The 26,012-nt window shown below is 61.6% G+C and carries 26 protein-coding genes; 18 read left to right on the top strand and 8 right to left on the bottom strand.

Annotation, left to right across the window (positions count from 1 at the left end; translation table 11 throughout):
* The first annotated feature begins 113 nt into the window (after window positions 1-113).
* The 5 genes from M5B99_RS08820 to purT all read left to right on the top strand — a co-directional run bounded on the left by M5B99_RS08820 (window position 114) and on the right by purT (window position 3,340).
* Entirely contained in the window at window positions 114-713 is a 600-nt protein-coding gene (locus M5B99_RS08820) for a CoA pyrophosphatase (protein ID WP_248803666.1), read from the top strand.
* A gap of 40 nt (window positions 714-753) precedes the next feature.
* Window positions 754-1,278 carry a gamma carbonic anhydrase family protein gene (locus M5B99_RS08815; protein WP_248803665.1) on the top strand — a complete coding sequence of 175 codons (525 nt, stop codon included), beginning with the start codon at window positions 754-756 and terminating at the stop codon, window positions 1,276-1,278.
* A complete protein-coding gene (locus M5B99_RS08810) occupies window positions 1,275-1,484 on the top strand; it encodes a DUF1289 domain-containing protein (RefSeq protein WP_248803664.1) in 210 nt (69 codons plus the stop codon). The genes M5B99_RS08815 and M5B99_RS08810 overlap by 4 nt, the downstream gene beginning before the upstream one ends.
* Window positions 1,485-1,586: 102 nt before the next feature.
* Window positions 1,587-2,042, top strand: coding sequence for a preQ0 transporter (locus M5B99_RS08805; protein ID WP_248803663.1), 456 nt, complete (start codon window positions 1,587-1,589; stop codon window positions 2,040-2,042).
* A gap of 116 nt (window positions 2,043-2,158) precedes the next feature.
* A complete protein-coding gene (purT, locus tag M5B99_RS08800; protein ID WP_248803662.1) occupies window positions 2,159-3,340 on the top strand; it encodes a formate-dependent phosphoribosylglycinamide formyltransferase in 1,182 nt (393 codons plus the stop codon).
* Between the two features lie 79 nt (window positions 3,341-3,419).
* On the opposite strand, the gene M5B99_RS08795 is transcribed toward purT, so the two are convergent.
* The 3 genes from M5B99_RS08795 to M5B99_RS08785 form a co-directional block, all read right to left on the bottom strand.
* Complete coding sequence (locus tag M5B99_RS08795) at window positions 3,420-4,736, bottom strand: MFS transporter (RefSeq protein ID WP_248803661.1); 1,317 nt, start codon at window positions 4,734-4,736, stop codon at window positions 3,420-3,422.
* Window positions 4,737-5,114: 378 nt separating this feature from the next.
* Window positions 5,115-6,359: an HlyC/CorC family transporter gene (locus M5B99_RS08790; RefSeq protein ID WP_248803660.1), complete on the bottom strand. Its 1,245-nt coding sequence runs from the start codon at window positions 6,357-6,359 to the stop codon at window positions 5,115-5,117.
* A 15-nt stretch (window positions 6,360-6,374) separates the two neighbouring features.
* On the bottom strand, window positions 6,375-7,187 hold the full coding sequence (locus M5B99_RS08785; protein WP_248803659.1) for an inner membrane protein YpjD: 813 nt from the start codon (window positions 7,185-7,187) through the stop codon (window positions 6,375-6,377).
* Window positions 7,188-7,384: 197 nt separating this feature from the next.
* Here M5B99_RS08785 and ffh point away from each other — a divergent pair, with 197 nt between their 5' ends.
* The 6 genes from ffh to xerD all read left to right on the top strand — a co-directional run bounded on the left by ffh (window position 7,385) and on the right by xerD (window position 11,978).
* The gene (gene ffh, locus M5B99_RS08780; RefSeq protein ID WP_248803658.1) at window positions 7,385-8,761 is read left to right on the top strand and encodes a signal recognition particle protein; all 1,377 of its coding nucleotides are present in this window, start codon (window positions 7,385-7,387) and stop codon (window positions 8,759-8,761) included.
* Window positions 8,762-9,014: 253 nt separating this feature from the next.
* Complete coding sequence (rpsP, locus tag M5B99_RS08775; RefSeq protein WP_017124058.1) at window positions 9,015-9,266, top strand: 30S ribosomal protein S16; 252 nt, start codon at window positions 9,015-9,017, stop codon at window positions 9,264-9,266.
* A 5-nt stretch (window positions 9,267-9,271) separates the two neighbouring features.
* Window positions 9,272-9,808 (top strand): ribosome maturation factor RimM, encoded by a 537-nt coding sequence (rimM, locus tag M5B99_RS08770; protein WP_248803657.1) that lies wholly within the window; start codon window positions 9,272-9,274, stop codon window positions 9,806-9,808.
* A gap of 3 nt (window positions 9,809-9,811) precedes the next feature.
* Window positions 9,812-10,564, top strand: a complete 753-nt coding sequence (gene trmD, locus M5B99_RS08765; RefSeq protein ID WP_248803656.1) for a tRNA (guanosine(37)-N1)-methyltransferase TrmD — start codon at window positions 9,812-9,814, stop codon at window positions 10,562-10,564.
* Between the two features lie 45 nt (window positions 10,565-10,609).
* The gene (gene rplS, locus M5B99_RS08760) at window positions 10,610-10,960 is read left to right on the top strand and encodes a 50S ribosomal protein L19 (protein WP_100944697.1); all 351 of its coding nucleotides are present in this window, start codon (window positions 10,610-10,612) and stop codon (window positions 10,958-10,960) included.
* A 121-nt stretch (window positions 10,961-11,081) separates the two neighbouring features.
* On the top strand, window positions 11,082-11,978 hold the full coding sequence (gene xerD, locus M5B99_RS08755) for a site-specific tyrosine recombinase XerD (RefSeq protein WP_248803655.1): 897 nt from the start codon (window positions 11,082-11,084) through the stop codon (window positions 11,976-11,978).
* Window positions 11,979-12,022: 44 nt separating this feature from the next.
* Here the strand turns inward: xerD and M5B99_RS08750 are convergent, their stop codons facing one another.
* Entirely contained in the window at window positions 12,023-12,280 is a 258-nt protein-coding gene (locus M5B99_RS08750; protein WP_248803654.1) for an acyl carrier protein, read from the bottom strand.
* A complete protein-coding gene (locus M5B99_RS08745) occupies window positions 12,270-12,836 on the bottom strand; it encodes a hypothetical protein (RefSeq protein ID WP_248803653.1) in 567 nt (188 codons plus the stop codon). Before M5B99_RS08745 ends, M5B99_RS08750 begins: the two co-directional genes overlap by 11 nt.
* Window positions 12,837-13,170: 334 nt before the next feature.
* On the opposite strand from M5B99_RS08745, the gene M5B99_RS08740 reads away from it, so the two are divergent.
* The 5 genes from M5B99_RS08740 (at window position 13,171) to M5B99_RS08720 (ending at window position 21,867) form a co-directional block, all read left to right on the top strand.
* On the top strand, window positions 13,171-13,902 hold the full coding sequence (locus M5B99_RS08740; protein ID WP_103494910.1) for a DsbC family protein: 732 nt from the start codon (window positions 13,171-13,173) through the stop codon (window positions 13,900-13,902).
* A gap of 139 nt (window positions 13,903-14,041) precedes the next feature.
* On the top strand, window positions 14,042-15,346 hold the full coding sequence (locus tag M5B99_RS08735) for a homoserine dehydrogenase (RefSeq protein ID WP_248803652.1): 1,305 nt from the start codon (window positions 14,042-14,044) through the stop codon (window positions 15,344-15,346).
* Between the two features lie 31 nt (window positions 15,347-15,377).
* Window positions 15,378-16,787, top strand: coding sequence for a threonine synthase (gene thrC / locus M5B99_RS08730; RefSeq protein WP_248803651.1), 1,410 nt, complete (start codon window positions 15,378-15,380; stop codon window positions 16,785-16,787).
* A gap of 122 nt (window positions 16,788-16,909) precedes the next feature.
* A complete protein-coding gene (locus tag M5B99_RS08725) occupies window positions 16,910-20,515 on the top strand; it encodes an ATP-binding protein (protein WP_412548714.1) in 3,606 nt (1,201 codons plus the stop codon).
* A gap of 86 nt (window positions 20,516-20,601) precedes the next feature.
* Window positions 20,602-21,867, top strand: coding sequence for an EAL domain-containing protein (locus tag M5B99_RS08720; protein ID WP_248803650.1), 1,266 nt, complete (start codon window positions 20,602-20,604; stop codon window positions 21,865-21,867).
* 8 nt (window positions 21,868-21,875) lie between these two features.
* On the opposite strand, the gene M5B99_RS08715 is transcribed toward M5B99_RS08720, so the two are convergent.
* Window positions 21,876-22,556, bottom strand: coding sequence for a response regulator transcription factor (locus M5B99_RS08715; protein WP_248803649.1), 681 nt, complete (start codon window positions 22,554-22,556; stop codon window positions 21,876-21,878).
* A 170-nt stretch (window positions 22,557-22,726) separates the two neighbouring features.
* On the opposite strand from M5B99_RS08715, the gene M5B99_RS08710 reads away from it, so the two are divergent.
* Window positions 22,727-23,017, top strand: a complete 291-nt coding sequence (locus M5B99_RS08710; RefSeq protein ID WP_248803648.1) for a DUF3509 domain-containing protein — start codon at window positions 22,727-22,729, stop codon at window positions 23,015-23,017.
* A gap of 161 nt (window positions 23,018-23,178) precedes the next feature.
* Here the strand turns inward: M5B99_RS08710 and M5B99_RS08705 are convergent, their stop codons facing one another.
* Together M5B99_RS08705 and M5B99_RS08700 are read right to left on the bottom strand one after the other, a co-directional pair.
* Complete coding sequence (locus M5B99_RS08705) at window positions 23,179-24,078, bottom strand: TIGR02285 family protein (RefSeq protein ID WP_248803647.1); 900 nt, start codon at window positions 24,076-24,078, stop codon at window positions 23,179-23,181.
* A gap of 51 nt (window positions 24,079-24,129) precedes the next feature.
* Window positions 24,130-25,329: a CaiB/BaiF CoA transferase family protein gene (locus M5B99_RS08700; protein ID WP_248803646.1), complete on the bottom strand. Its 1,200-nt coding sequence runs from the start codon at window positions 25,327-25,329 to the stop codon at window positions 24,130-24,132.
* A gap of 140 nt (window positions 25,330-25,469) precedes the next feature.
* Between M5B99_RS08700 and M5B99_RS08695 the strand changes: the two genes are divergently transcribed.
* Window positions 25,470-26,012, top strand: coding sequence for a YaeQ family protein (locus M5B99_RS08695; RefSeq protein WP_248803645.1), 543 nt, complete (start codon window positions 25,470-25,472; stop codon window positions 26,010-26,012).

The raw sequence follows: 26,012 nt of genomic DNA, 5'->3' as shown, positions 1-26,012 counted from the left end.
TGGGTGACGGTCTGTCGGCAAGTTGTGCTTTCGCGACATGGCAACGTCCGGGGCTTGGGCCAGCCACTTCTTTTGGTGCATGATGCCGGGTAAGCCGCAAATCGAGATCAGCCATGCTGGATGAGTTACTTCGACGGGTAAGCAGCCATACACCCCGCCCCCTGGAAACGGACCGTCGTTTTCCCGAGGCGGCGGTACTGGTGCCTATTACACGCAGTGACGAACCGGAGCTGGTGCTGACCCTGCGTGCCAGCGGTTTGTCGACCCACGGCGGCGAGGTGGCCTTTCCCGGCGGGCGCCGCGACCCGGAGGATCCGGACCTGATCTTCACCGCCTTGCGCGAAGCCGAAGAGGAAATCGGCCTGGCGCCGGGGCTGGTGGAAATCATCGGGCCCCTCAGCCCGTTGATCTCCCTGCATGGAATCAAGGTCACGCCTTACGTCGGGGTGGTGCCGGACTTTGTCGACTATCGGGCCAATGACGCCGAGATCGCCGCGGTGTTCAATGTGCCGCTGGAGTTTTTCCGCCAGGACCCGCGCGAGCATACCCATCGTATCGACTACCAGGGTCGCAGCTGGTACGTACCCAGCTACCGTTTTGGCGAGTACAAGATCTGGGGGCTGACGGCGATCATGATCGTCGAGCTGGTCAACCTGTTGTATGACGCCCAGATCAGCCTGCACAATCCCCCTGAACGCTTTATCAACATCTAGAGCTGCCGTTCAGGTGGCCGTGAGCCTTGAGGACAACCCTATGAAATACCGTCTGGGCGATGCCCGGGTCGAGACGCATCCGCAGAGCTGGGTAGCGCCCAATGCGACCCTGGTCGGCAAGGTCCGGCTGGAGGAGGGCGCCAGTGTCTGGTTCAACGCGGTGTTGCGCGGCGACAATGAACTGATCCTGATCGGCCGTAACAGCAATGTCCAAGACGGCGCGGTGATGCACACTGACATGGGCTACCCGCTGACCATTGGTACCGGGGTGACCATCGGCCATAACGCCATGCTCCATGGCTGCACCGTGGACGACTACAGCCTGATTGGTATCAACGCAGTGATCCTCAACGGTGCGAAGATCGGCAAGCACTGCATCATCGGCGCCAATGCCCTGATCGGCGAGAACAAGGAAATCCCTGACGGTTCGCTGGTGATGGGCTCGCCGGGCAAGGTGGTCCGCGAGTTGACCGAGGCGCAGAAGAAAATGCTCGAAGCCAGCGCCGCCCACTATGTGCACAACGCCCAGCGTTATGCCCGCGACCTGGCGGTCGACGAAGCATGAGCACGGTCGAGCGTCCGCTGGCTTCGCCTTGTGTGAGTGTCTGTGCGCTGGATGAGCAGGACATCTGCATCGGTTGCCAGCGCACGGTCGAGGAGATCACCCGCTGGAGCCGCATGGACAACACTGAGCGCCGCGAGGTGCTGGCGCGTTGCCATGGGCGGGCCAAGGCCAGCGGCTTGTTGTGGATACCGAACGCCAAGCCCTGATTCAGCATCAATCAGCAGAGCCTGGCCCAGTGGCTCTGGTGTGATCCCTTTACTGCTTTGGGGTAACCTATATGGCTACATAGACAAGGTAGTCCGTGCCCCATGCTCTTTCTCATCGCCTACATCGCCAGCGTCGTGCTGATCAATTTCGCCTTCTCCGCCGCGCCGCACCTGGACATCATCTGGTCGGCCTGGGGTGGACTGGTGCTCATCCTGCGCGACATGGTGCAGACCCGCTTCGGCCACGGCGCGATTGTCGCGATGATCGCCGCGCTGCTGCTGTCCTACTTCACCTCCGAGCCGGCCATCGCCACGGCCTTCGCCATCTCCGAGTGTATCGACTGGCTGGTCTTCAGCATCACCAAGCGCCCGCTTCACGATCGCCTGTGGATAAGTTCGGCGCTGAGCATCCCGTTGGACACCTTTATCTTCTTCGGTCTGATCGGCGCGCTGACCCCGGGGGTGATCCTCACCGCCCTGGGCTCGAAATTCGCCGGCGTGACCTGCGTCTGGCTGGCCATGGTCTGGCGGATGCGCAAGGCGGCGCTTTCCGGCTGAAACCAGGCCCGTTCGGTTCATGTCCCGCTCAGTTCATGTAAAATGTCGGCCTTTCTTCCCGACAGGTGCCGGATTGTCCAGGCGCCGTCGTTGATCTGCTTCCTTGAGGACCTGAAATGACCCGTATCGGAACTCCACTGTCGTCGACCGCGACTCGCGTATTGCTCTGTGGCTGTGGTGAGCTGGGCAAGGAAGTGGTGATCGAGCTGCAACGCCTGGGCGTCGAAGTGATCGCCGTTGACCGTTACGCCGATGCGCCGGCCATGCAGGTGGCCCATCGCAGCCACGTGATCAACATGCTCGACGGCGCGGCCCTGCGGGCGGTGATCGAGGCCGAGAGGCCGCATTTCATTGTCCCGGAAATCGAAGCCATCGCCACCGCCACCCTGGTGGAGCTGGAAGCCGAAGGCTTTACCGTGGTGCCGACCGCCCGTGCCGCGCAACTGACCATGAACCGTGAAGGCATCCGTCGTCTGGCCGCCGAAGAGCTGAAGCTGCCGACCTCGCCGTACCACTTCGCCGACACCTTCGAAGCCTATAGCAAGGCGGTCGAAGACCTGGGCTTCCCCTGCGTGGTCAAGCCGGTGATGAGTTCCTCGGGCAAGGGCCAGAGCCTGTTGCGCAGCGCCGACGACGTACAGAAGGCCTGGGCCTACGCCCAGGAAGGCGGGCGTGCCGGTAAAGGCCGGGTGATTGTCGAAGGCTTTATCGACTTCGACTACGAAATCACCCTGCTGACCGTTCGTCATATTGGTGGCACCACCTTCTGCGCGCCGGTCGGCCACCGTCAGGAGAAGGGCGACTACCAGGAGTCCTGGCAGCCGCAGGTCATGAGTCCGTTGGCTCTGGCCGAGTCGGAGCGGGTCGCCAAGGCGGTGACCGAGGCCCTGGGCGGGCGCGGCATGTTTGGCGTTGAGTTGTTTATCAAGGGTGACCAGGTCTGGTTCAGCGAAGTGTCGCCGCGTCCCCATGACACCGGCATGGTGACCATGATTTCCCAGGACCTGTCGCAGTTCGCGCTGCATGCCCGGGCGATTCTCGGCTTGCCGATCCCGTTGATCCGTCAGTTCGGTCCATCGGCGTCGGCGGTGATCCTGGTGGAAGGGCAGTCGACCCAGACCGCGTTCGCCAACCTCGGTGCGGCGTTGAGCGAGCCGGATACCGCCTTGCGCCTGTTCGGCAAGCCGGAAGTCAACGGCCAGCGCCGCATGGGTGTGGCCCTGGCGCGGGACGAGTCGATCGAGGCCGCGCGGGCCAAGGCGACCCGTGCTGCTCAGGCGGTTGTGGTAGAGCTGTAAATTGTGGCGCGCCCTTCGCGGCACCGCCGCGAAGGTGGCCTCAAGATCACCAGAAGAGCAACAGGCAAGCCCGCGCTGATCAGCCCACCTTGTTCAAATCGTTGTAGCGCGTTTCCTTCAAGCAGAAAATCGCAATCAGACTCAACGCCGCCGCTCCTGATACATACCCGCCGACCCAGCTCAAACCGCCCATCGCCACCAGTTTCTGGGCAAAGAACGGTGCCGCCGAGGCGCCGACGATACCGCCCAGGTTATACGCCGCCGATGCGCCGGTATAACGCACATGGGTAGGAAACAGCTCCGGCAGCAACGCCCCCATCGGCGCGAAAGTAATCCCCATCAGGAACAGCTCAAGGCACAGGAACAGCGCGACGCCCGCGGTCGAGCCATGGCCCAGCAGCGGCTCCATGGTAAAGCCCGACAGCAAGGCCAGCACAGCGCCAAGAATCAGCACCGGCTTGCGCCCGAAGCGATCACTGGCCCAGGCTGCCAGCGGGGTGGCCGCAGCCATGAACAGCACGGCGAAACACAGCAACCCGAGGAAAGTCTCGCGACTGTAGCCAAGGTTGGCCACGCCGTAACTCAGGGAAAACACCGCCGAGATATAGAACAACGCGTAACACACCACCATGGCCAGCGAACCGAGCAACACCGGTGCCCAATAGCGGCTGAACAGCTCGACCAGGGGCATTTTCACCCGTTCCTGGCGGGCCATGGCATTGGCGAAGATCGGCGTTTCCTCGAGCTTGAGGCGCACATACAGGCCGACCATCACCAGCGCGGCGCTGAGCAGGAATGGAATGCGCCAGCCCCAGGAGCGGAACTGTTCGTCGCTCAGGGTCATGGCCAGGATCAGGAACAAACCGTTGGCGGCGAGAAAACCGATGGACGGGCCCAATTGCGGAAACATGCCGAACCAGGCGCGCTTGCCTTCGGGGGCGTTTTCGGTGGCCAGCAACGCGGCTCCGCCCCATTCCCCGCCAAGCCCCAGGCCCTGGCCGAAGCGCAGCAGGCACAAGAGGATCGGTGCCCAGGCACCAATGCTCGCGTAGCCGGGCAGCACGCCGATCAGCGTGGTGCACACGCCCATCAGCAGCAGCGAAGCGACCAGCGTCGATTTACGCCCGATACGGTCACCGAAGTGGCCGAACAGGATCGAGCCCAGCGGGCGGGCGAGGAAGGCGATGCCGAAGGTCAGGAACGCCGAGAGCATCTGCGCGGTACTGTCGGTCTGCGGGAAAAACACCGGACCGATCACCAGAGCGGCGGCGGTGGCGTAGACGTAGAAGTCGTAGAACTCGATGGCCGTGCCGATAAAGCTGGCGGTCGCCACTCGCGAGGTCGAGTTCAGCGGTTTGCTCGGCGTGGCAGTGTCAAAGGTGCTGCTGGAAGTCATTGCGGGCGTCCCTGAAAGTCTTGCACGTGCGAATTATTAGTATTGAGCGCCCAGGGATAAGGGCGGGTTCCCGCACGACAGGCTGTAAGTATCGGCGGCGATCACAAGGTGCTTCTGGCCGGAGGGGCGGATGCGGGTAGGCAGGCGTTCCGACGGGGCTGGGTAAGCCGGTCCGATTATAGGAAGGCGCCGCCGGATCAAACAAGAGCGAAGGTCATACGGTTTGTGTGGCCAGCCTGAGCTGGGCAAGGCAACAGGTTGAAACGCCATATTTTGGGAGCCGGCTTGCTGGCGATGAGGCCGGTAAGTCTTGCATTGATCTTGCGGGCGCCATCGCTGGCAAACCAGGCGCCTACAGGGCTGTGCGGCGATGTTGAATTACGTGGATGGCTTTATCGCTGGGGTAGTGCTGGTGTGCCAGACCAGCACCCGGCTGACCCGATTGTCCTCGGTTTCGAGGATTTCCAGGCGGTAACGGCCGATCTTCAGGCACACGGCGCTTTCCGGGATGGTTTCCAGCGCTTCGGTGACCAGGCCGTTGAGGGTTTTCGGACCGTCGCAGGGCAGGTGCCAGCCCAGGCTCTTGTTCAGTTCGCGAATCGACGCGGCGCCTTCGATCACCAGTCGGCCGTCTGCCTGCGGATGGATATGCGGGTTGTCGAGGCTGTGTTCGCTTTCGAATTCGCCGACGATTTCTTCCAGGATATCTTCCAGGGTGACAATGCCCAGCACTTCGCCGTATTCGTCCACCACCATGCCCAGGCGCCGTTGCTGCTTGTGGAAGTTCAGCAATTGTAGTTGCAGCGGTGTGCTTTCCGGGACGAAGTACGGCTCGTGGCAGGCGGCGAGCAGGGCGTCCTTGGTCAGGCTGGCATCGAACAGCAGATTGAGGATCTGGCGGGTATTGATCACCGCCTCGACCTGGTTGATATCGCTGTGGAACACCGGCAGGCGGGTACGGCGGTTCTTCAGTAACTGCGCGGTGATTTCCTCGATAGAGTCGTCGAGGTTGATCCCATCCACTTCGCTGCGAGGCACCAGGATGTCGTTGACCGTGATGTTGTCCAGCGCCTTGATACTCGACAGCGACGGGCTGCGCGGCGGGTGTTCCGGTTCGTCTTCCGGGTCGAGGGGCGGCTGGTCCTCATCGCTCTGCTTGACCGCATCGGCCTTGCTGATAAAGGGGCGCAGCAATAGTTGGGCGATACCGTTCAGCAGCCAGGCCACGGGGTAGAGGATTTTCAGCGGAATCCCCAGCAAGGCATTGCCGGTGGCCAGGATCGGTTCGGGATAACGGACGGCGAGCAGGCGCGGCAGGTAGTCGGCGAAGACCAGCAGCAGCACCGTGGCCCCCAGGCAGGCCAGCCAGGGCCCGTGCTGGCCCCACAACAGGATCGACAACAGGGTGCCGAGGATGACGATCACGACCCGGCACAGGGTATTGCACAGGATCAGGCTGTCGCGGGGGAATTTCAGCCTGGCTGCCGGCTTTTCACCCGAGCGTGAGGCCGGGCGCAGGGCGGCGAGTTGTTGTTGCGCGACTTCAATGGCGGTAAACAGCGCCGACCAGAGAATCAGCAGGGCCAATACGGCGAGCATTGGCCCGGCGGGCAGGTTGTCCATGGTCTTGTATGCCCGTCAGATGTGCAGGATGTATTCACGGACCAGCTTGCTGCCGAAATAGGCCAGCATCAGCAGGCAGAAACCGGCCAGGGTCCAGCGGATCGCCTTGTGCCCGCGCCAGCCAAGACGATTGCGCCCCCACAGCAGCACGCTGAACACCACCCAGGCCAGGCAGGCCAGCAGGGTCTTGTGCACCAGGTGCTGGGCAAACAGGTTCTCGACGAACAGCCAGCCGGAGATCAGCGACAGCGACAGCAGGCTCCAGCCGGCCCAGAGGAAGCCGAACAGCAGGCTTTCCATGGTTTGCAGCGGCGGGAAGTTGCGGATCAGCCCGGAAGGGTGCTTGTTTTTCAGCTGGTGGTCCTGCAGCAGCAGGAGCAGGGCCTGGAACACCGCGATGGTGAACATGCCGTAGGCCAGGATCGACAGCAGGATATGGGCGAGGATGCCCGGTTCCTCGTCGATGACCTGTACCGTGCCCGACGGCGCGAACTGCGCCAGCAGCACCGTCAGCAGGCCCAGCGGAAACAGCAGGAGCAGCAGGTTTTCCACGGGGATGCGCGAGCAGGCCGCCAGGGTCAGGGCGATCACGGCGACGGCGATCAGGCTGGCGGCGTTGAAAAAGTCCAGGCCCAGGCCGATCGGGGTCATCAGATGGGTGATCAGGCTCGCCGCGTGGGCGATCACGGCGATCACGCCGAGCCCGACCAGCAGGCGTTTGTTCGCCTTGGCGCCTTGGCGCAGGCGGGTGCCCTGATAGAGGGTCGCAGCGGCGTAGATGAAGGCGGCGGCGAGGCTGGTCAGCATACTGGGTGACAAAGGGAGCATAAGTCCTGTTAGGCAAGCCCGAAAGACGCTGAGTTTGGCATAGAACCCCCGGTCCACGAAAGACCGTGGCGCTAGTGGCGGCATGCAGTCTCCGCTATAATCCGCGACCTGCCCACGCCGCAGGCTCGCCAGGCGCTGTTTTTCCTTGTTCCGGCAGCCATCACTTCGGTCTCCATAAGGGCCTCAAAGGATCGCGCATGTTTGAAAACCTGACCGACCGTCTCTCGCAGACGCTGCGCCATGTCACCGGCAAGGCCAAGCTGACCGAGGACAACATCAAAGACACCCTGCGTGAAGTGCGCATGGCGTTGCTCGAAGCCGACGTCGCCCTGCCGGTGGTGAAGGACTTCGTCAATTCGGTCAAGGACCGCGCGGTCGGCACCGAGGTGTCGCGCAGCCTGACCCCGGGCCAGGCGTTCGTGAAGATCGTCCAGGCCGAGCTCGAAAGCCTGATGGGCGCCGCCAACGAAGACCTCAACCTCAGCGCCGTGCCGCCTGCGGTGGTGCTGATGGCCGGTCTGCAGGGGGCGGGTAAAACCACCACCGTCGGCAAGCTGGCGCGCTTCCTCAAGGAGCGCAAGAAGAAAAGCGTGATGGTGGTCTCGGCCGACGTCTACCGTCCGGCAGCCATCAAGCAGCTGGAAACCCTGGCTGGCGACATCGGCGTGACCTTCTTCCCGTCCGACCTCAGCCAGAAGCCGGTGGACATCGCCGAAGCAGCGATCAAGGAGGCCCGCCTCAAATTCATCGACGTGGTCATCGTCGACACCGCTGGTCGTCTGCACATCGACGACCAGATGATGGCCGAGATCAAGCAGCTGCACGCGGCGATCAAGCCGGTGGAGACGCTGTTCGTGGTCGACGCCATGACCGGCCAGGACGCCGCCAACACCGCCAAGGCCTTTGGCGATGCGCTGCCGCTGACCGGGGTGATCCTGACCAAGGTCGACGGCGACGCCCGTGGTGGTGCCGCCCTGTCGGTAAGGGCCATCACCGGCAAGCCGATCAAGTTCATTGGTATGGGCGAGAAGAGCGAAGCGCTCGAGCCGTTCCACCCGGAGCGGATCGCTTCGCGCATCCTCGGCATGGGCGACGTGCTCAGCCTGATCGAGAAGGCCGAACAGACCCTCGACAAGGAAAAAGCCGACAAGCTGGCTAAAAAGCTGAAGAAAGGCAAAGGCTTCGACCTCGAAGACTTCCGCGACCAGCTGCAACAGATGAAAAACATGGGCGGCCTCGGTGGCCTGATGGACAAGCTGCCGAATATCGGTGGGGTCAACCTGGCGCAGATGGGCAATGCCCAGGGCGCGGCCGAGAAACAGTTCAAACAGATGGAAGCGATCATCAACTCCATGACCCCGGCCGAGCGCCGCGACCCTGAGTTGATCAGCGGTTCGCGCAAACGTCGGATCGCCCTGGGCTCCGGCACCCAGGTGCAGGACATCGGACGCTTGATCAAGCAGCACAAGCAGATGCAGAAAATGATGAAGAAGTTCTCCGCCAAAGGCGGTATGGCCAAGATGATGCGCGGCATGGGCGGTATGTTGCCCGGCGGCGGCATGCCGAAAATGTAAGGAATTCGCGTCGACCTGACGGTCGGCGCTACCCCCCGCAGGGATGCGGGGGATCGCCAGTAAACCCGCGTTTAGCGGGAGCTGACCTGCCGTCTTGACGACGGCTCTATGGCAAATCCAGATTGCACGGCGCCGGGCGCCGGAAAAAGTCATTTGCAAAAGTCCGTATATTCCTTAGAATATGCGGCCTTTCGGGCACCCATGCCCGCTGTGCATTTAGATTTGCAGCACCGACTACAGGAACGATGTTCACATGCTAACAATCCGTCTTGCCCTTGGCGGCTCCAAAAAGCGCCCGTTTTACCACCTGACCGTAACCGACAGCCGCAACGCTCGTGACGGTTCGCACAAAGAACAAGTGGGTTTCTTCAACCCAGTTGCTCGTGGTCAGGAAGTTCGTCTGTCCGTGAACCAAGAGCGCGTAGCCTACTGGCTGAGCGTTGGTGCACAACCTTCTGAGCGTGTTGCTCAGTTGCTGAAGGAAAACGCTAAGGTTGCGGCCTGAGCAATATGAACGCGACGCCGGCTTCTACCGATGATTTGATCGTTATCGGCAAGATCTATTCTGTCCATGGCGTTCGCGGCGAAGTGAAGGTTTATTCCTTTACTGATCCAATTAAAAACCTGTTGGAGTACAAAACCTGGACGCTTCGGCGCGAAGGTAGCGTGAAACAGGTAGAGCTGGTCAGCGGACGCGGGAACGACAAGTTCCTGGTCGCAAAGCTCAAGGATCTCGATGATCGTGAAGAAGCGCGTCTTCTGGCCGGTTATGAGATCTGCGTGCCGCGCAACCTGTTTCCTGAACTGACCGACGGCGAGTACTACTGGTACCAGCTGGAAGGTCTCAAGGTCATCGACACCCTCGGACAACTGTTCGGGAAAATCGATCACCTGCTTGAGACGGGCTCGAATGATGTCATGGTGGTCAAGCCTTGCCCGGGCAGCCTGGATGATCGCGAACGCCTGTTGCCCTATACCGAGCAATGCGTGTTGGCTGTCGACCTAGCCGCTGGCGAGATGAAGGTGGATTGGGACGCGGACTTCTAAGCGATGGCTAGCCTGCGCGTAGAAGTGATCAGTTTGTTTCCCGAAATGTTTTCCGCCATCAGCGACTACGGCATCACCAGTCGTGCGGTGAAACAGGGGCTCTTGCAGCTGACCTGTTGGAATCCGCGGGACTACACGACGGATCGACATCACACTGTGGATGATCGCCCATTTGGCGGTGGTCCGGGCATGGTGATGAAGATCAAGCCCCTTGAGGATGCCCTGGTCCAGGCCAAGGCAGCAGCAGGGGAGGCGGCGAAGGTGATTTACCTGTCGCCCCAAGGCCGGCAACTCAATCAGTTGGCGGTACGCGACCTGGCGAAAGAGGAAGCCTTGATCCTCATTGCAGGTCGTTATGAAGGCATTGACGAGCGCTTTATAGAAGCTCATGTCGATGAAGAGTGGTCGATTGGGGACTATGTTCTTTCCGGTGGCGAGCTGCCGGCGATGGTCCTGATAGATGCGGTTACACGGCTGCTGCCCGGAGCTTTAGGGCATGCGGACTCCGCGGAGGAAGATTCCTTCACGGATGGTTTGCTGGATTGCCCGCACTACACCCGTCCGGAGGTGTATGCGGATCAGCGTGTTCCCGACGTGTTGCTCAGTGGCAACCACGCACATATCCGGCGTTGGCGTCTGAAGCAGTCCCTTGGCAGGACCTCGGAACGACGCGCCGATCTTCTGGAAAGCCGCTCGCTTTCTGGAGAAGAGAAGAAGCTGCTCGAGGAATATATCCGCGAGCGGGACGATAGTTAACAACGTATCGATGGTAGATCGGACGATTTACCTTAGGAGCACAGCATGACTAACAAAATCATTCTGCAACTCGAAGCCGAGCAGATGACCAAAGAGATCCCTACCTTTGCCCCGGGCGACACCATTGTCGTTCAGGTGAAAGTGAAGGAAGGCGACCGTTCGCGTCTGCAAGCGTTCGAAGGCGTGGTAATTGCCAAGCGTAACCGCGGTGTGAACAGCGCGTTCACCGTACGTAAAATCTCCAACGGTGTTGGCGTAGAGCGTACTTTCCAGACCTACAGCCCGCAAATCGACAGCATGGCTGTCAAACGTCGCGGTGATGTACGTAAGGCCAAGCTGTACTACCTGCGCGACCTGTCGGGTAAAGCAGCTCGCATCAAGGAAAAACTGGCTTAAGTCCAGCTTCCGATGCAGAAAAAAGCAGCCTACGGGCTGCTTTTTTGCATTTCGGTTTTGAAAAAGCCGTGGCGCGCTGTCACAGTTGATCTGCTTATCGCCTTTTGCTTTTCGAGCCCTTATGCCCGCCATCGATCACCCGCTTATCGACCAGTTTCTCGACGCCCTGTGGTTGGAAAAAGGTCTGTCCGACAACACCCGGGATGCTTATCGCAGCGACCTGGCGCTGTTCAACGGCTGGTTGCAGGAAAAAGGCCTGGAGTTGGCCGATGCCGGCCGCGAACTGATCCTCGATCACCTGGCCTGGCGCCTGGAACAGGCCTACAAACCACGCTCTACTGCGCGCTTTCTTTCGGGTGTGCGGGGCTTCTATCGTTATCTGTTGCGCGAAAGGCTGATTGCCGTCGACCCGACCTTGCAGGTCGAGATGCCGCAATTGGGCCGGCCATTGCCCAAATCCCTGTCGGAGGCGGATGTGGACGCGCTGCTGGCCGCCCCGGACCTGAGCGAGGCCATCGGCCAGCGCGACCGTGCCATGCTCGAAGTGCTCTACGCCTGCGGGCTGCGGGTCACCGAACTGATCAGCCTGACCCTGGAGCAGGTCAATCTGCGCCAGGGCGTGTTGCGGGTCATGGGCAAGGGCAGCAAGGAACGCCTGGTGCCCATGGGCGAGGAGGCGATTGTCTGGGTCGAGCGTTATATGCGTGACGCCCGCGTCGAACTGCTCGGCGGACGCCCCAGCGATGTGCTGTTTCCCAGCCAGCGCGGCGAACAGATGACCCGCCAGACCTTCTGGCACCGGATCAAGCACCAGGCCAAGGTCGCCGGGATCGGTAAATCGTTGTCGCCGCACACCTTGCGTCATGCCTTCGCCACGCACCTGCTCAACCATGGCGCCGACCTGCGGGTGGTGCAGATGTTGCTCGGCCACAGCGACCTGTCGACCACGCAGATCTACACCCATGTGGCCCGTGCGCGGTTGCAGGATATGCATGCCAAACACCACCCGCGCGGCTGAGCTTGTTGCACAAGCATTCCGTGCGTGGCAGCGATCATATGCTGTCAGTCGGATCGGTGGGTGATGAGGTCTACGATTTGCTTGATTGTTGTAATGGAGTTCCAGTCTTTCTGGGATGAATGCAGCTTGAACTGCCATTCCACTTGCATCACGAAGCAGGCAAGGTCGTCGTCAATGATCTTGAAATCGTGAATGAAATCGGTTTGTTCCGTCACTTGGTCTCGTTCGATAAAACCAATGGTGTCGACAAACAATTGGATAACCTTTTCGGTGATTTCATCTCGATTCAGGCTATTTTCCATGCTTTGCCTCGTAGGCGCATAGGCCGATACTGACCAGGTCGAAGACGGCCAGGCCCGCTGCGACGAAGGGAATGCCCCGACCAATAATGCCAAATACGTGTACGGTACCGAAGGTCGCTTTTGCCATCCTGGCGGCAGTCGGTTGTCTGATCAGGGCCCGTGGAAAAAATCTCCAGCCAATGTAACTTGCCAAGTTGGTTGTTTTGCTCGATCCGACATGAACCCAGGCCCCTACCGCTGTTTTGCTTATGGGGATTCCCGCTGCTCCCGTGATGGCCGCCGCCGCTGTCAGGCCGTAGTGTTCTTGTGTGCACGCCCATAAATCATCTAGGGTCGTGTCGGGAACCCTTGGCGCTGAGTGGGTTGCTCTAAGTATTTGGTAGTGGGTACTGTTGATGCTGCCTATCGGTGCTGGCAATAGCATGACGGCAGGGCAGCTCGTCAGCGAACTATTGATGTCGAAGGCGATGCGTGTATGAGGGCCTAAATCAATGTTATGACGTTTGAGCTCAAGTGCGGTCTGCATGATTGCGGTAGGCAGATCCTTTTCTTGCATGACGACGTTCTCCGTGTGTCTGGTATGCAGGATGTTAGGTGAGTCGAGATCGCAAAATTTTAATGGGTATCAAAATCAGATGAGTCCGACGCCGCGTATAGAATTGGCCTATGTAGCGACAGCGCCAATCATTTTTCCTTCGAGGAAGTCGTCTGTTCGCGAGCAGGCGGGTACGCAAAAAAAGCATCAAACTCCACGACCCCTTGCATCGCCGGGAGTCGGTCATGCCGACCTTATGTGGTAGGCTTGACCCGTTTGCACGGTGGGCGCTCGGAACCCGAATCTGCTGATCGGTGTTTCCCGTCTCACCAGTGGCCCGCCTTCAGGAGTTCCCATGCGTTTGACCCAGATTTTCGCCGCTGCTGCCCTCGCCCTGGTCAGCTCCCTGGCCTTGGCCGACGACACCGCCGAGCAGGCGATTCGCAAGAGCCTCGAAAGCCTTCAACTGGAAACCCCGGTGGAGAGCATCAGCGCCAGCCCCCTGGCCGGTCTCTATGAAGTCCGGCTCAAGGGCAGCCGCGTGCTCTACGCCAGCGCCGACGGCCAGTTCGTCATGCAGGGCTACCTGTTCCAGCTCAAGGACGGCAAGCCGGTCAACCTCACCGAGAAAACCGAACGCCTGGGCGTGTCCAAGCTGATCAACGGTATTCCGGTGGCCGAAACCGTGGTCTACCCGGCCATCGGCGAAACCAAGTCGCATATCACCGTGTTCACCGACACCACCTGCCCGTACTGCCACAAGCTGCATGCCGAAGTGCCGGCGCTGAACAAGATGGGCATTGAAGTGCGCTACGTCGCGTTCCCGCGCCAGGGTCTCGGCTCGCCGGGCGACGAGCAGTTGCAGGCGGTCTGGTGCTCGGCCGACAAGAAAGCGGCGATGGACAAGATGGTCGAAGGCGATGACATCAAGGCCGCCAAGTGCGCCAACCCGGTTTCCAAGCAATTCGCCCTCGGTCAATCCATTGGTGTCAATGGCACGCCGGCAATTGTTTTGGCCGATGGTCAGGTAATTCCGGGCTACCAGCCGGCGGCACAAGTTGCCAAACTGGCACTGTCCGCCAAGTAATCCAGCCTCGTCATGTTCAACCTTTGACGAGCATGGCCCGCGGAACAGGGTTTCCGGGTCATCAATAGCGAGCCGCTGGCAGTCCAGCGGCTGTTTTCCACGGCCGACCTCGTGTCGGCCGTTTCATGGGGAGTTCAGAGTGAAACCGGTCAAAGTAGGCATCTGTGGGTTAGGTACCGTCGGTGGCGGCACCTTCAACGTACTTCAGCGTAACGCCGAGGAGATTGCCCGCCGTGCCGGGCGTGGAATCGAAGTGGCGCAAATTGCCATGCGTACGCCAAAGCCTCAGTTCCAGACCACCGGTATTGCGATTACCCACGATGTCTTCGAAGTGGCGAGCAACCCTGAAATCGATATCGTCGTCGAACTGATGGGCGGCTACTCCGTTGCCCGCGAGCTGGTGCTCAGCGCGATCGAAAACGGCAAGCACGTGGTCACCGCGAACAAGGCGCTGATTGCCGTGCACGGTAACGAAATCTTCGCCAAGGCCCGCGAGAAGGGCGTGATCGTTGCGTTCGAAGCCGCCGTGGCTGGTGGTATCCCGGTGATCAAGGCGATTCGCGAAGGCCTCTCGGCCAACCGCATCAACTGGGTCGCCGGTATCATCAACGGCACCGGCAACTTCATCCTCACCGAAATGCGCGAGAAGGGCCGTACCTTCGAAGACGTGCTGGCCGAAGCCCAGGCCCTGGGTTACGCCGAAGCCGATCCGACCTTCGACGTCGAAGGCATCGATGCCGCGCACAAGCTGACGATCCTGGCTTCGATTGCGTTCGGTATCCCGCTGCAATTCGACAAGGCCTACACCGAAGGCATTACCAAGCTGACCACCGCCGACGTCAACTACGCCGAAGCCTTGGGCTATCGCATCAAGCACCTGGGCGTGGCCCGTAGCACCGCCGCCGGTATCGAGCTGCGGGTACACCCGACGCTGATCCCGGCCGATCGCCTGCTGGCCAACGTCAACGGCGTGATGAACGCGGTGATGGTCAACGGCGACGCTTCCGGTTCGACCCTGTTCTACGGCGCCGGTGCCGGTATGGAACCGACCGCCTCGTCGGTCATCGCCGACCTGGTGGATGTGGTACGTGCCATGACCAGCGACCCGGAAAACCGCGTACCGCACCTGGCCTTCCAGCCGGACTCGTTGTCGGCCCACCCGATCCTGGCGATCGAAGAGTGCGAAAGCGCCTACTACCTGCGCATCCAGGCCAAGGACCATCCGGGCGTGCTGGCCCAGGTCGCGAGCATCCTGTCGGAGCGCGGCATCAATATCGAATCGATCATGCAGAAGGAAGTCGAAGAACACGACGGCCTGGTGCCGATGATCCTGCTGACCCATCGCGTGCGGGAACAGCATATCAACGACGCCATCGCGGCGCTTGAGGCCCTGCAAGGCGTGGTCGGCCCTGTCGTGCGGATCCGCGTCGAGCATTTGAACTAAGCCGGCGCCGCCGATCAGAGAGGAATTTTTCATGCGTTACATCAGTACCCGCGGCCAGGCACCGGCCCTGAACTTCGAAGACGTGCTGCTGGCGGGCCTCGCCAGCGACGGCGGCCTGTACGTGCCGGAAAACCTGCCGCGTTTCACCCAGGAAGAAATCGCTTCCTGGGCCGGCCTGCCGTATCACGAGCTGGCGTTCCGGGTCATGCGCCCGTTCGTCACGGGCAGCATTCCGGATGCCGATTTCAAGAAGATTCTCGAGGAAACCTACGGCGCTTTCTCCCACAGTGCCGTGGCGCCATTGCGCCAACTGAACGGTAACGAATGGGTGCTGGAGCTGTTCCACGGCCCGACTCTGGCATTCAAGGACTTCGCCCTGCAACTGCTGGGTCGCCTGTTGGACTACGTGCTGGCGAAACGTGGCGAGCGCGTGGTGATCGTCGGCGCGACCTCCGGTGACACCGGCTCGGCCGCCATCGAAGGCTGCAAGCACTGCGAGAACGTCGACATTTTCATCCTCCACCCGCACAACCGGGTGTCCGAGGTGCAGCGTCGGCAGATGACCACCCTGTTCGGCGACAACATCCACAACATCGCCATCGAAGGCAACTTCGACGACTGCCAGGAAATGGTCAAGAACAGCTTCGCCGACCAGAGCTTCCTCAAGGGCACGCGCCTGGTGGCGGTGAACTCGATCAACTGGGCGCGGATCATGGCCCAGATCGTCTACTACTTCCACGCGGCCCTGCAGTTGGGTGGCCCGGCCCGTTCGGTGGCGTTCTCGGTGCCGACCGGCAACTTCGGCGACATTTTCGCCGGCTACCTGGCGCGCAACATGGGCCTGCCGATCAGCCAGCTGATCGTCGCGACCAACCGCAACGACATCCTGCACCGCTTCATGAGCGGTAACCAGTACGTCAAGGATACCCTGCACGCGACCTTGTCGCCGTCCATGGACATCATGGTCTCGTCGAACTTCGAACGCCTGCTGTTCGACCTGCACGGACGCAACGGCGCAGCCATCGCCGGGTTGATGGACACCTTCAAGCAAGGCGGTGGTTTCAGTGTCGACCAGGACCGTTGGAGCGAAGCGCGCAAGCTGTTCGACTCCCTGGCCGTGGACGATGCGCAGACCTGCGAGACCATCGCCGAAGTCTTCGCCCAGAGCGGTGAAGTCCTCGATCCGCATACCGCCATCGGTGTCCGCGCGGCCCGTGAGTGCCGACGTAGCCTGGACACCCCGATGGTGATCCTGGGGACCGCGCATCCGGTCAAGTTCCCTGAGGCAGTGGAGAAGGCGGGCGTAGGAAAAGCGCTCGAACTACCTGCGCACCTTTCCGATTTGTTTGAGCGAGATGAGCGTTGCACTGTCCTGGCCAATGACTTGAAAGTCGTCCAGGCCTTTGTCAGCCAGCATGGCAACCGCGGTAAACCGCTCTGACAGACTAGAACGGTCACACAATAAAGCCCGCCCCTTGGCGGGCTTTATCGTTTTCGCATGTCAAACTTGCCCTGTTTTTTTGCCATTTCCTGAAATGGATCGAAGGGAGCAGGTAGTTCGTCATGGTGTTTTTGGGTCGTTCCATACAATCCGTTCTGGCCAGTCTGTTGGGCTGCGTGCTGCTGTGCCTGCCGCTCGGCGCGATGGCGGCCCAGGGCCTGCCGTTCAGCCTGCCGCCCTCGTTCGTCGAGGTCGACCGCCTGCCCCTGAGCCCGGAGGAGGAGCAATGGCTGGGGCCCGAGCGGACCTTGCGGGTGGGGATTTCGGTCGCCGACTATGAACCCGTCGATATCACCAATGACCGCAACCGCTACCAGGGCATCAGTGCCGATTACGTCGGGCTGATCCGCGATCGTCTGGGGGTGCAGGTCCAGGTGCTCGGCTTCGGCGAGCGCGACCAGGCGGTCGAGGCCCTGCGCAGCGGGCAGATCGATATTCTCACCAGTGCCAACGGCTATGAGCGCGGCGTGCCCGGACTGAGCTTCTCCAGCGACTACATGCCGGACCGCTCGGTGATCGTCGGCCGCGCCGGCGGTCACGGCTTTCACGATCTCAACGGCAAGAAGGTGGTGTTGCTCGATGGCTATGCCGATGCCCAGGTGGTGCACGCTACTTACCCGCAGAGCGAGATCATTCTCGCCCCGACCCTCTACAGTGCCCTCGAAGCATTGTCCCAGGGCGAGGTCGAGGCGTTTATCGGCAACGAAGTGATTGTCCGTGCCTACAAGAGCCTGCGGCCCTACATGGGCGTGCACATCAAGGACAAGAGCGACTTGCCGCCGATTGGCTTCGCCTTTGCCACACGGCAGTCCGATCCCGTGCTCAGTGGTCTGGTGGAGCGTGTGCTGGACAGCATCGACAACGCCACGCGGCGGGAAATCCTGGCGCGCTGGACCACCGGCTTTGGCTCCGACATCGCCCAGCAGCGCATCAGCCTCACCGCCGCGGAGCTGGCCTGGATCGACCGCCATCCGCGGGTCACGGTGGTGGCCCAGCCGTATCCGCCGCATATCTACAAGGACGGCCACAACCGCTGGGTCGGCCTCAACCCGGACCTGCTGGCACGCATCTCGCGCATGACCGGCCTGCAGTTCGAGTACAAGGAAACCGGCTCCACCGCCGAGAGTGTCGACCAGCTTCACGACGGCAAGGCGCTGATGAGCACGACACTGGCCGAGAGTGTCGAACGCAAGGCTTTCCTGAATTTCACCTATGCCTTTGGCGGCAGTGCCTGGGTGTTCGTGGTGCGGGTGCACGACTCGCCCCTCGGCTCGCTCTCGCAGTTGTCCGGGCGGGTGCTGGTGCTGCCGGAGAAACACGCCCTGGAGCCGATGATCCGCCGGGGCTATCCGGACATTGACCTGCGCACGGTGAAGACGCCCGAGGAGGCCAGGGCGATGGTCGAGCGCGGTGAAGCGACTGCGACGATCCAGAGTGATACTCGGGCCTACCTGTATCCACCCGGGCGGCTGAAGGTCGGGCGCAGTGTCGAGGGGCTCTGGTCGGCGGACAGCTTTTCGGTGGTCAAGACCGCCCCTGAACTGCTGAGCATCCTGAACAAGGCGCTGGAGGCGTTTCCGGTGGCCGAGCTGCGCGCGTTGCGCATCAAATGGCACGGTGCGATCGGCCTGGCGCCAATGCGCCCGGTGTGGGAGCGCGTACCGCGCTGGGTCTACGGCCTGACGGCGGTGATGATCCTGCTGGGGGGCGTGTCCCTGGCCTGGAACCGCCGGCTGAACATCCAGATTCGCCAGCGCCGCCGGGCTGAACAGGAACTCAGCGATCAGTTGGCTTTCCAGCGCGCTTTGCTCGACGGTATTCCCAATCCGATTTTCGTGCGCGATCTGGACGGTCGCTTGCTGACCTGCAACCGCAGTTACGAGGAGCGCTTTGCCACCACGCTGGAGCAAGTCCAGGGCCGACGGATCACCGAAGTGGATATCTTGCCCCAGGCGACCGCGGAGCAACTGCATGCCGAGTTTATCCAATTGTTCGAGACCCAGCGGCCGCTGTTCCAGGACCGCCAGCTCGATTTCGCCAGCGGCCGGATTGATATCTACCAGTGGATGGTGCCGTTCTACTCGGCGGAGGCGCAGTTGCAGGGACTGCTCGGCGGATGGATCGACATTACCGAACGCAAGCAGCTCGAAGCCCAGTTGATGGAAGCACGCCAGCAGGCGGAGCAGGCCAACCAGGCCAAGAGCGCGTTCCTGGCGACCATGAGCCATGAGATTCGCACCCCCATGGTGGCCATTATCGGCCTGCTCGAACTTGAGCGAGAACAGGTCCGCGCCAATGGGCAGGTTTTCTCCCAGGCGCTACAGGTGGCCTATCAATCGGCGCAGGAACTGACGGCCTTGATCGGCGATAGCCTCGATCTGGCCAAGATCGAGGCTGGTGGCATGCACCTGGCCTTGCGTGCCGGCTCCCTGGTCGCGCTGCTGGAAGGCGTGCGGCAAATGTTCGAGGCCGCGGCGCGGGAAAAGGGCGTCGAGCTGGGCCTGGAGATCGAGCCGGGACTGGCGGGGGACTACTGGTTCGACCCGCTGCGTTTGCGCCAGGTGCTGAACAACCTGATCGGCAACGCGCTGAAGTTCACCGCCGAGGGCTTTGTGCATATTCATGTGCGCAGTGTGTCGTGCACAGCGGACCAGGAAATCCTGTGCATCAGTATCGAAGACAGCGGCAAGGGGATCGGCCTTGAACAGCAGAAGACGCTCTTCGCGCCCTTTGTCCAGGTCCGTAGTCAGACCGATGACGAATATGGCGGTACCGGCCTGGGCTTGAGTATCTGCAAGCAACTGGTGGAGTTGATGGGCGGCAGCATTGTGTTGTTGAGCCAACCGGGAGAAGGCACGCGGGTGCGTATCGAGCTGGCGCTCAAGCCCGTGGAGCTGGCCCCGACCGTGCTGCCCGTAGCGGAGGGCTCCAGGCCTCGACTGGCGTCGCTCAAGGTGTTGATTGTCGACGACCTGTCCGCCAACTGCCTGGTGCTCAACCAGCAATTGCGTTTTCTCGGCCAGCAGGTCGTCGCCTGCGAGAGTGGCGAGGCGGCGCTGCAAGCCCTGGAACAGGAACGGTTCGATCTGGTGATTACCGATTGCAATATGCCGGACATGAGCGGCTATGCGCTGGCCGAGGCGATACGCCGGATCGAGGCCGGGGAGCAGCGTCCGCCGTGTCCGGTGGTTGGTTGCACGGCCAATGCCATGAGTGATGAACGCCAGCGTTGCCTGGAGGCGGGGATGACCGAACTGCTGGTCAAGCCGGTCTCCCTGGATGAGCTGGCGCAACTGCTGGCGAGCATCGTGCCCGAACGTTCCTTTGATATTCAGGCCCTGAGCGCCATGACCTGCGCCAACGCCGAGGTCATGCGGCGCATGCTGCTGGAGCTGCGCAAGAACCTCGAACAGGAGAGCGGCGCGCTGGAGGTGGCGGTCGGCTTGGGCAACTGGGAAGGCTTGGCGGTGGCGATCCATCGGCTCAAGGGCATCGCCTGCCTGATCGATGCCATCGCCCTGGCCCGTGCCTGCGCCGACCTGGACAGCTGCGTGCGGCTCAAGTCCGACGAGCGGGTGGCAGCGGACTGGCAGACCCTTAAACAGGCCATCGAACGTGTACTGGACGATATCGAGCCGCATCTGCAGGCGGATATTCCGGCATTTTAGGACTTGTCCTATGGGGCGTCGCCCGGGCGGTGGGTAAGGTCGAGGGTCATTGCGGACCACGGCCGCCTCATTTGCGGAGACCCTCGATGCGCGCACTCAAAGTCCTGATTCTTGAAGACAACCCCTTTCAACTGATGGCCCTGCACCAGATGCTCAATGCCACCGGCGTCTTTGATGTGCTGACGGCTGAGAGTGTCGAGAGCGCCCAGCAGTCGTTGGCCAACCGCGGTCCGATCGACGTGGCCATCTGCGACCTGCAGTTGGAGGAGGGCGACGGTCTGGAACTGATTCGTTCCCTGGCCGACGGACGAGAGGCACAGGCATTGATCATCCTCAGCAGTGCCGAGCAGGAAGTACTGGAGGGCGCCGCGCACATGGCCCGCCAGCAGGGTTTGCATGTCCTCGGTTGCCTGCGCAAGCCGGCGTCGGCCGCGGTCCTGGCGGACTTGCTGGCGAGCTACCAGCAGCGCTTTGCCCGGCAGCGCGCCGGTTTGCCGCTGGCCCAGGTCTGCGAGTTGCTGTCGCTGCACGAACTCCAGGCCTGCGCCGGGGCTTCGGCCATCGACAAATATGCGACCGCGCACTTTCAGCCCAGGCTGACCCATGACGGGCGCGTCGCCGGGGTCGACGTGCTGCCGCGCTGGCAGCACCCGGAACAGGGCCTGCTGTTGCCCGGTAGTTTCATGCCGGTGCTGGAGTATGCCGGGCTGGCGCAGACGCTGATCTGGCAGGTGCTGGAGCTGGCCGTCAGCCTGTCGGCCGAGGTGCGTCTCGCCACCGATGAAGCCTTGCCGGTCGCCGTGAGCATTCCGGGCAGCCTGCTGGAACAGCTGGACTTTGCCGAGCGACTGAAGGTCTTGCTCGAGCACTTCGAACTACCGGCCGAGCGCTTGACGCTCGAGGTGCTGGAGACGACTGAATTCAGCAGCGCCGTAGCCTTTACCGAAGGCTTGCTGAGGTTGCGCATGCTGGGTTGCCAACTGTCCGTCGGCGATTTCGGCATGGGCGGCGGCAGCCTTCAGCGTTTGCTCGAGTTGCCCTTCACCGAACTGAAGATCACCTCACCCTTCGTGGCCGGCATGGCGACGGACCCGCGCAAGTCGGCGATTGTCGCCGGGGCGTTGCGCATGGCGCGGGGCATGAACTTGCAGGTGGTGCTCTGCGGGATTGAGAGCGAAAGCGATCATCGGGCGATCATGGCCCTGGGGGAATCGCTGATCCAGGGCGATTTCGTCGCCGCGTCCATGAGTCGCGTCGAACTGATGTCCTGGCTTGACGTGGCGGGGTTCGGTCCGCTCCACCCGTTGTCCGGACCGTTGAAATACGCCGCCGTGAACAGCGTCAGCCTGTAGCGGCCGGTTCAGGCCAGGCCATGTTCCTGCAGGTAGAGAAACAACGCCGCATCGTTGGACAGGCCTAGCTTGCGCATGGCGCTGACCTTCTGCGCACTCACCGTCTGCTTGCTGCGGCACAGTTGCGTGGCGATTTCGCCGACGGTGCGCCCGGCCGCCAGCAGGCGCGTCACCTCCAGTTCCCGGGGCGACAGTTGCTCCTGGTCGCCCAGGCGATGTTCGCCGACCTCGCCGGCCAGCGCCAGGGTCTGGCGAATCGAGTTGGCCACATAGGGCCGCCGCCGGCGTACCTGGGCGATGGCCTCCGGCAGCTCGGCAGCCAGACTGGCCTTGCTCAGGAGCCCCATGACCCCGAGGTCGAGAATGGAGCGGAACAGCCCTGCGTTGTTGAGCATGGTCACCACCACGATCGGCAACTGCGGGTGTTGCCGGGTCACGTTTTCGAGCATGCGCAGGCCGTCGCTTTGCTGTTCGACCGGCATCATGAAGTCAGTGACCAGTACCTCGCAGGCACCGTTTTGCAGAAGCGCCAGCAGTTCCTGCGGCGAACTGGCCTCGCCGACCACGCTCAGGCCGGGATCGCGCTCGAGGACGGCGCGCAGGCCGATCAGGAAGATCGGATGATCGTCCGCGAGGATGATGCGCAAGGGCGGCCGGGACGGCGCATTGGCCTGTTTTCTCTCTGTCATCTTTCTCGTTCATGCTCGCAATGGAACGTCAGGCGCAGCGGCTTGACGCTTGGCTTCTATCGATATCAGGTTAGCTGGCTTGACGAACTTTCTTCTCTGACTGGCAGTCAGTGACTACAGCCCCTTTGTTTTTTGATCTGTCGGGTTCTGACTATTGAGTGGTGATCGAGATGGAAAGTATCAGTCTGTTGCTGAATGAAGCATTGAGGCCTTATCCCGTCACCCTGACGCCATCGGGGAGTCATGGAGAATGCCTGCTGAGCGTGAACAACTGTGCTGGTCTGATCCTGCTGAGCCGTGCAATCAGTCACGCGCAACTCAACGACAAACGCCTGTTGACCGATGTCGTTGATGGGTTGCATCGCGACCTGCGCATTGCCGAAGGGCGCCTGGAACCCTGTGTGATCGCGGCCTTGCGTCACGCGGCGGAGGACAAGATGTTCCGTTCGGCGCGCGTGTAATGCTTTTTGGGAACCTTTTTTCCGAAAGGCTTGTCACATTTGTAACAGCAGGATCAAGCATTGTGCTCCGGTGTTTGTAGCTTGTTGTACGGGTCTTTATAGACCACGTTTAACCCCGAGTTGTTTCCCCACTTCTCGGGGTTTCTTTTGCCTGGCGTTTGTCACTGGTCCTCAGGCGCCAGGAAAAACTGCTTGGCATCTTCCCGATAGGCGTCCCGCTGCTGTGGGTCGAGCCATTGCACATAGAAGTCGAGCAACTGGTGCTGGCGCACTTCCCGCAGGATCTGGTTGATATGGGCGATGGCCGTGCGTCCCTGTTCCGTGTCCGAGCAACCGACACGGATGAACTGATACTTGGCGGTGCCCTTGAGCCGATAGAAGGCCAGATCCTCGGCGGCGATACCCTGTTGCCGGGCCAGATAGCGGACTTCCGTCCAGTAGCCGAGTAGTGCGCTCAGGCGTCCGAGACGCTGCATTTGCAACAGGCTGCCAAGGGCATCGTTACCATAATGCGGCGCCAGGTGTGTCGCGGGGGTTCGTTGCAACAGATCGTCGACCGACTGACCGTAGCTGCGTCCGGCGACAATCCCCAGTTTGAGCTGGTCACTGGCCAGTAGGGCGGCGAGGTCGACCTGGCCGTCCTGGACAAACGGCTCGATCAGCCGGCGATCCTCCTGACGGACCACCAGTCCGTTGCTGCTCAGACCGAGGCTGGGAATGGAGAAGACAATTTTCTTGGTTCGCTCGGCGGTCCAGAGCAGCACCGGATCGCAGGTGAACGAAGGTTCGGCGAGCATCTGCATGGCCCGCGCGCGGTTGACCCGGAAGGGTGTGTGCTCGTACTCGGGCATGGCTGCGGCCAATAGCTGGCGCAACTGGTCGATGGCGCCCTGGTCTTTTTGCGGACCCTCGAAAATGGTCAGCGGCGGCAGGTCCCGAAGCAGCCAGATCAGCGTGTCCTTGGCCTCGGCACTGCTTGGCAGCATCCAGGCCAGCGCCGCCAGCAGAGCGAGGAGTGGTCCTCGACAGAGCAGGTGTTGCCAGAGAAATCGAGGACTCATGGGGTCCATACCTTCTGCGCAGTCAGGTCAAAGTCTTGCCAGCAAGGCACGCTAGATAGCGCCGTTTTCACGCAAGCGGGCAATCTGCGCGGCGTCATAGCCGAGGCTACCCAGCACCTGGCTGTTGTGCTCGCCCAGTTCCGGCCCCACCCATTCGCTGGAGCCCGGTGTTTCCGACAGTTTTGGCACAATCCCCGGCATCTTGAAAGCCTTGCCGTCGGGCAGCTTGGCCTGGATGAACATTTCCCGGGCGAGAAACTGCGGGTCGCTGAACATGTCTTCGGCGCTGTAGATCCGGCTGGCCGGCACCTCGGCCTGGTTCAAGGTGGCGAGCACCGCGTCCAGCGACTGGCTGTTCACCCAGCGATCGATCACGCCATAGAGTTCGTCACGCCGGTTGTCGCGGCCATCGTTGCTGCTCAGCAGCGGGTCGTCCGCCAGGTCGTTGCGGTCGATGGCCTGCATGAAACGCTTGAAGATCGCGTCGCCATTGGCGCCGATCTGCACATGCTTGGCATCGGCCGTGGTGTGGATCGAGGAGGGGGTGATCCCCGGCATGATGTTGCCGGTGCGTTCGCGGATAAACCCGAACACGTCGAATTCCGGGACCATGCTTTCCATCATGGCGAAGATCGCCTCGTACAAGGCCACGTCCACCACCTGGCCATTGCCACCGTTGACTTCGCGATGACGCAGGGCCATGAGCGCGCCGATCACGCCCCAGAGCGCGGCAATCGAGTCACCGATGGAAATGCCGGTGCGTACCGGTGGGCGGTCCTCGAAACCAGTGATATAGCGCAAGCCGCCCATGGACTCGCCGACCGCGCCGAAACCCGGTTGATCCTTCATCGGTCCGGTCTGGCCGAAGCCCGACAAACGCACCATCACCAGCTTGGGGTTCAGCGCATGCAGGGTTTCCCAGCCGAGGCCGAGCTTTTCCAGCACGCCAGGGCGAAAGTTCTCGATGAGGATGTCCGCGTCGCCCAGCAACTGCTTGAGGATGGCCAGGCCGTCCGGGTGTTTCAGATTCAGAGTCAGGGATTGCTTGTTGCGCGCCTGGACAAACCACCACAGCGAGGTGCCCTCGTAGAGCTTGCGCCATTTGCGCAGTGGGTCGCCGCCGTCCGGCGATTCGACCTTGATCACCTGCGCGCCGAATTCGGCGCAGATGCGTGAAGCGAAAGGGCCGGCGATCAGGGTACCGAGCTCAATGACCTTCAGGCCGGAAAGGGGTTTGGCGGTGAGCGGCATGGGAGATCCTGTAGGGCAGCACGGGGACGATAGGAGCCTTTTATCATGGCTGGCGCCATCAGCATAACTGCGAGCAGTCGTTGCTTGCCCTGCGTATCGGTTAGACTGGCCGCCTTTCCTCGTCCTTAGAAGCCCTGTTCATGGCCCAGCCGTCCACGACCTACAAATTCAACCTGAACCTCACCGACCTGGATCGCGGGGTCTACGAGAGCGTCAACCAGACCATCGCCCGCCACCCGTCGGAAACCGAGGAGCGCATGACCGTGCGTTTGCTGGCCTACGCCTTCTGGTACAACGAGCAGTTGGCTTTTGGGCGGGGTCTGTCGGAAGTGGACGAGCCGGCACTGTGGGAAAAAAGCCTGGATGATCGTGTGCTGCACTGGATCGAAGTCGGCCAGCCGGACGCCGATCGCCTGACCTGGTGCTCCCGTCGCACCGAGCGCACCAGCCTGCTGGCCTACGGCAGCCTGCGGGTCTGGCAGACCAAGGTGGTCGATGCGGTGAAGAACCTGAAGAACGTGAATATCGCCGCCGTGCCGCAGGAAATCCTCGAGATCCTGGCCAAGGACATGCCACGGGTGATCAAGTGGGACGTGATGATCAGCGAAGGCACGATCTTCGTCACCGACGATCGTGGCCAGCATGAAGTCCAGCTGGAATGGCTGATGGGCGAGCGCGGTTAA

The organism is Pseudomonas sp. MWU13-2100 (genome assembly GCF_023242365.1).
In the GTDB taxonomy this organism is placed as follows: domain Bacteria; phylum Pseudomonadota; class Gammaproteobacteria; order Pseudomonadales; family Pseudomonadaceae; genus Aquipseudomonas.
The sequence above is the reverse complement of the archived record's forward strand: the minus strand, read 5'-3'. Positions and strand labels throughout refer to the sequence as shown.

Bases quoted from the DNA above. Each gene is read 5' to 3' on its own strand.
- M5B99_RS08820 (WP_248803666.1), top strand. From the start codon at position 114: ATGCTGGATGAGTTACTTCGACGGGTAAGCAGCCATACACCCCGCCCC.
- M5B99_RS08815 (WP_248803665.1), top strand. From the start codon at position 754: ATGAAATACCGTCTGGGCGATGCCCGGGTCGAGACGCATCCGCAGAGC.
- M5B99_RS08810 (WP_248803664.1), top strand. From the start codon at position 1,275: ATGAGCACGGTCGAGCGTCCGCTGGCTTCGCCTTGTGTGAGTGTCTGT.
- M5B99_RS08805 (WP_248803663.1), top strand. From the start codon at position 1,587: ATGCTCTTTCTCATCGCCTACATCGCCAGCGTCGTGCTGATCAATTTC.
- purT (WP_248803662.1), top strand. From the start codon at position 2,159: ATGACCCGTATCGGAACTCCACTGTCGTCGACCGCGACTCGCGTATTG.
- M5B99_RS08795 (WP_248803661.1), bottom strand. From the start codon at position 4,736: ATGACTTCCAGCAGCACCTTTGACACTGCCACGCCGAGCAAACCGCTG.
- M5B99_RS08790 (WP_248803660.1), bottom strand. From the start codon at position 6,359: ATGGACAACCTGCCCGCCGGGCCAATGCTCGCCGTATTGGCCCTGCTG.
- M5B99_RS08785 (WP_248803659.1), bottom strand. From the start codon at position 7,187: ATGCTCCCTTTGTCACCCAGTATGCTGACCAGCCTCGCCGCCGCCTTC.
- ffh (WP_248803658.1), top strand. From the start codon at position 7,385: ATGTTTGAAAACCTGACCGACCGTCTCTCGCAGACGCTGCGCCATGTC.
- rpsP (WP_017124058.1), top strand. From the start codon at position 9,015: ATGCTAACAATCCGTCTTGCCCTTGGCGGCTCCAAAAAGCGCCCGTTT.
- rimM (WP_248803657.1), top strand. From the start codon at position 9,272: ATGAACGCGACGCCGGCTTCTACCGATGATTTGATCGTTATCGGCAAG.
- trmD (WP_248803656.1), top strand. From the start codon at position 9,812: ATGGCTAGCCTGCGCGTAGAAGTGATCAGTTTGTTTCCCGAAATGTTT.
- rplS (WP_100944697.1), top strand. From the start codon at position 10,610: ATGACTAACAAAATCATTCTGCAACTCGAAGCCGAGCAGATGACCAAA.
- xerD (WP_248803655.1), top strand. From the start codon at position 11,082: ATGCCCGCCATCGATCACCCGCTTATCGACCAGTTTCTCGACGCCCTG.
- M5B99_RS08750 (WP_248803654.1), bottom strand. From the start codon at position 12,280: ATGGAAAATAGCCTGAATCGAGATGAAATCACCGAAAAGGTTATCCAA.
- M5B99_RS08745 (WP_248803653.1), bottom strand. From the start codon at position 12,836: ATGCAAGAAAAGGATCTGCCTACCGCAATCATGCAGACCGCACTTGAG.
- M5B99_RS08740 (WP_103494910.1), top strand. From the start codon at position 13,171: ATGCGTTTGACCCAGATTTTCGCCGCTGCTGCCCTCGCCCTGGTCAGC.
- thrC (WP_248803651.1), top strand. From the start codon at position 15,378: ATGCGTTACATCAGTACCCGCGGCCAGGCACCGGCCCTGAACTTCGAA.
- M5B99_RS08725 (WP_412548714.1), top strand. From the start codon at position 16,910: ATGGTGTTTTTGGGTCGTTCCATACAATCCGTTCTGGCCAGTCTGTTG.
- M5B99_RS08720 (WP_248803650.1), top strand. From the start codon at position 20,602: ATGCGCGCACTCAAAGTCCTGATTCTTGAAGACAACCCCTTTCAACTG.
- M5B99_RS08715 (WP_248803649.1), bottom strand. From the start codon at position 22,556: ATGACAGAGAGAAAACAGGCCAATGCGCCGTCCCGGCCGCCCTTGCGC.
- M5B99_RS08710 (WP_248803648.1), top strand. From the start codon at position 22,727: ATGGAAAGTATCAGTCTGTTGCTGAATGAAGCATTGAGGCCTTATCCC.
- M5B99_RS08705 (WP_248803647.1), bottom strand. From the start codon at position 24,078: ATGAGTCCTCGATTTCTCTGGCAACACCTGCTCTGTCGAGGACCACTC.
- M5B99_RS08700 (WP_248803646.1), bottom strand. From the start codon at position 25,329: ATGCCGCTCACCGCCAAACCCCTTTCCGGCCTGAAGGTCATTGAGCTC.
- M5B99_RS08695 (WP_248803645.1), top strand. From the start codon at position 25,470: ATGGCCCAGCCGTCCACGACCTACAAATTCAACCTGAACCTCACCGAC.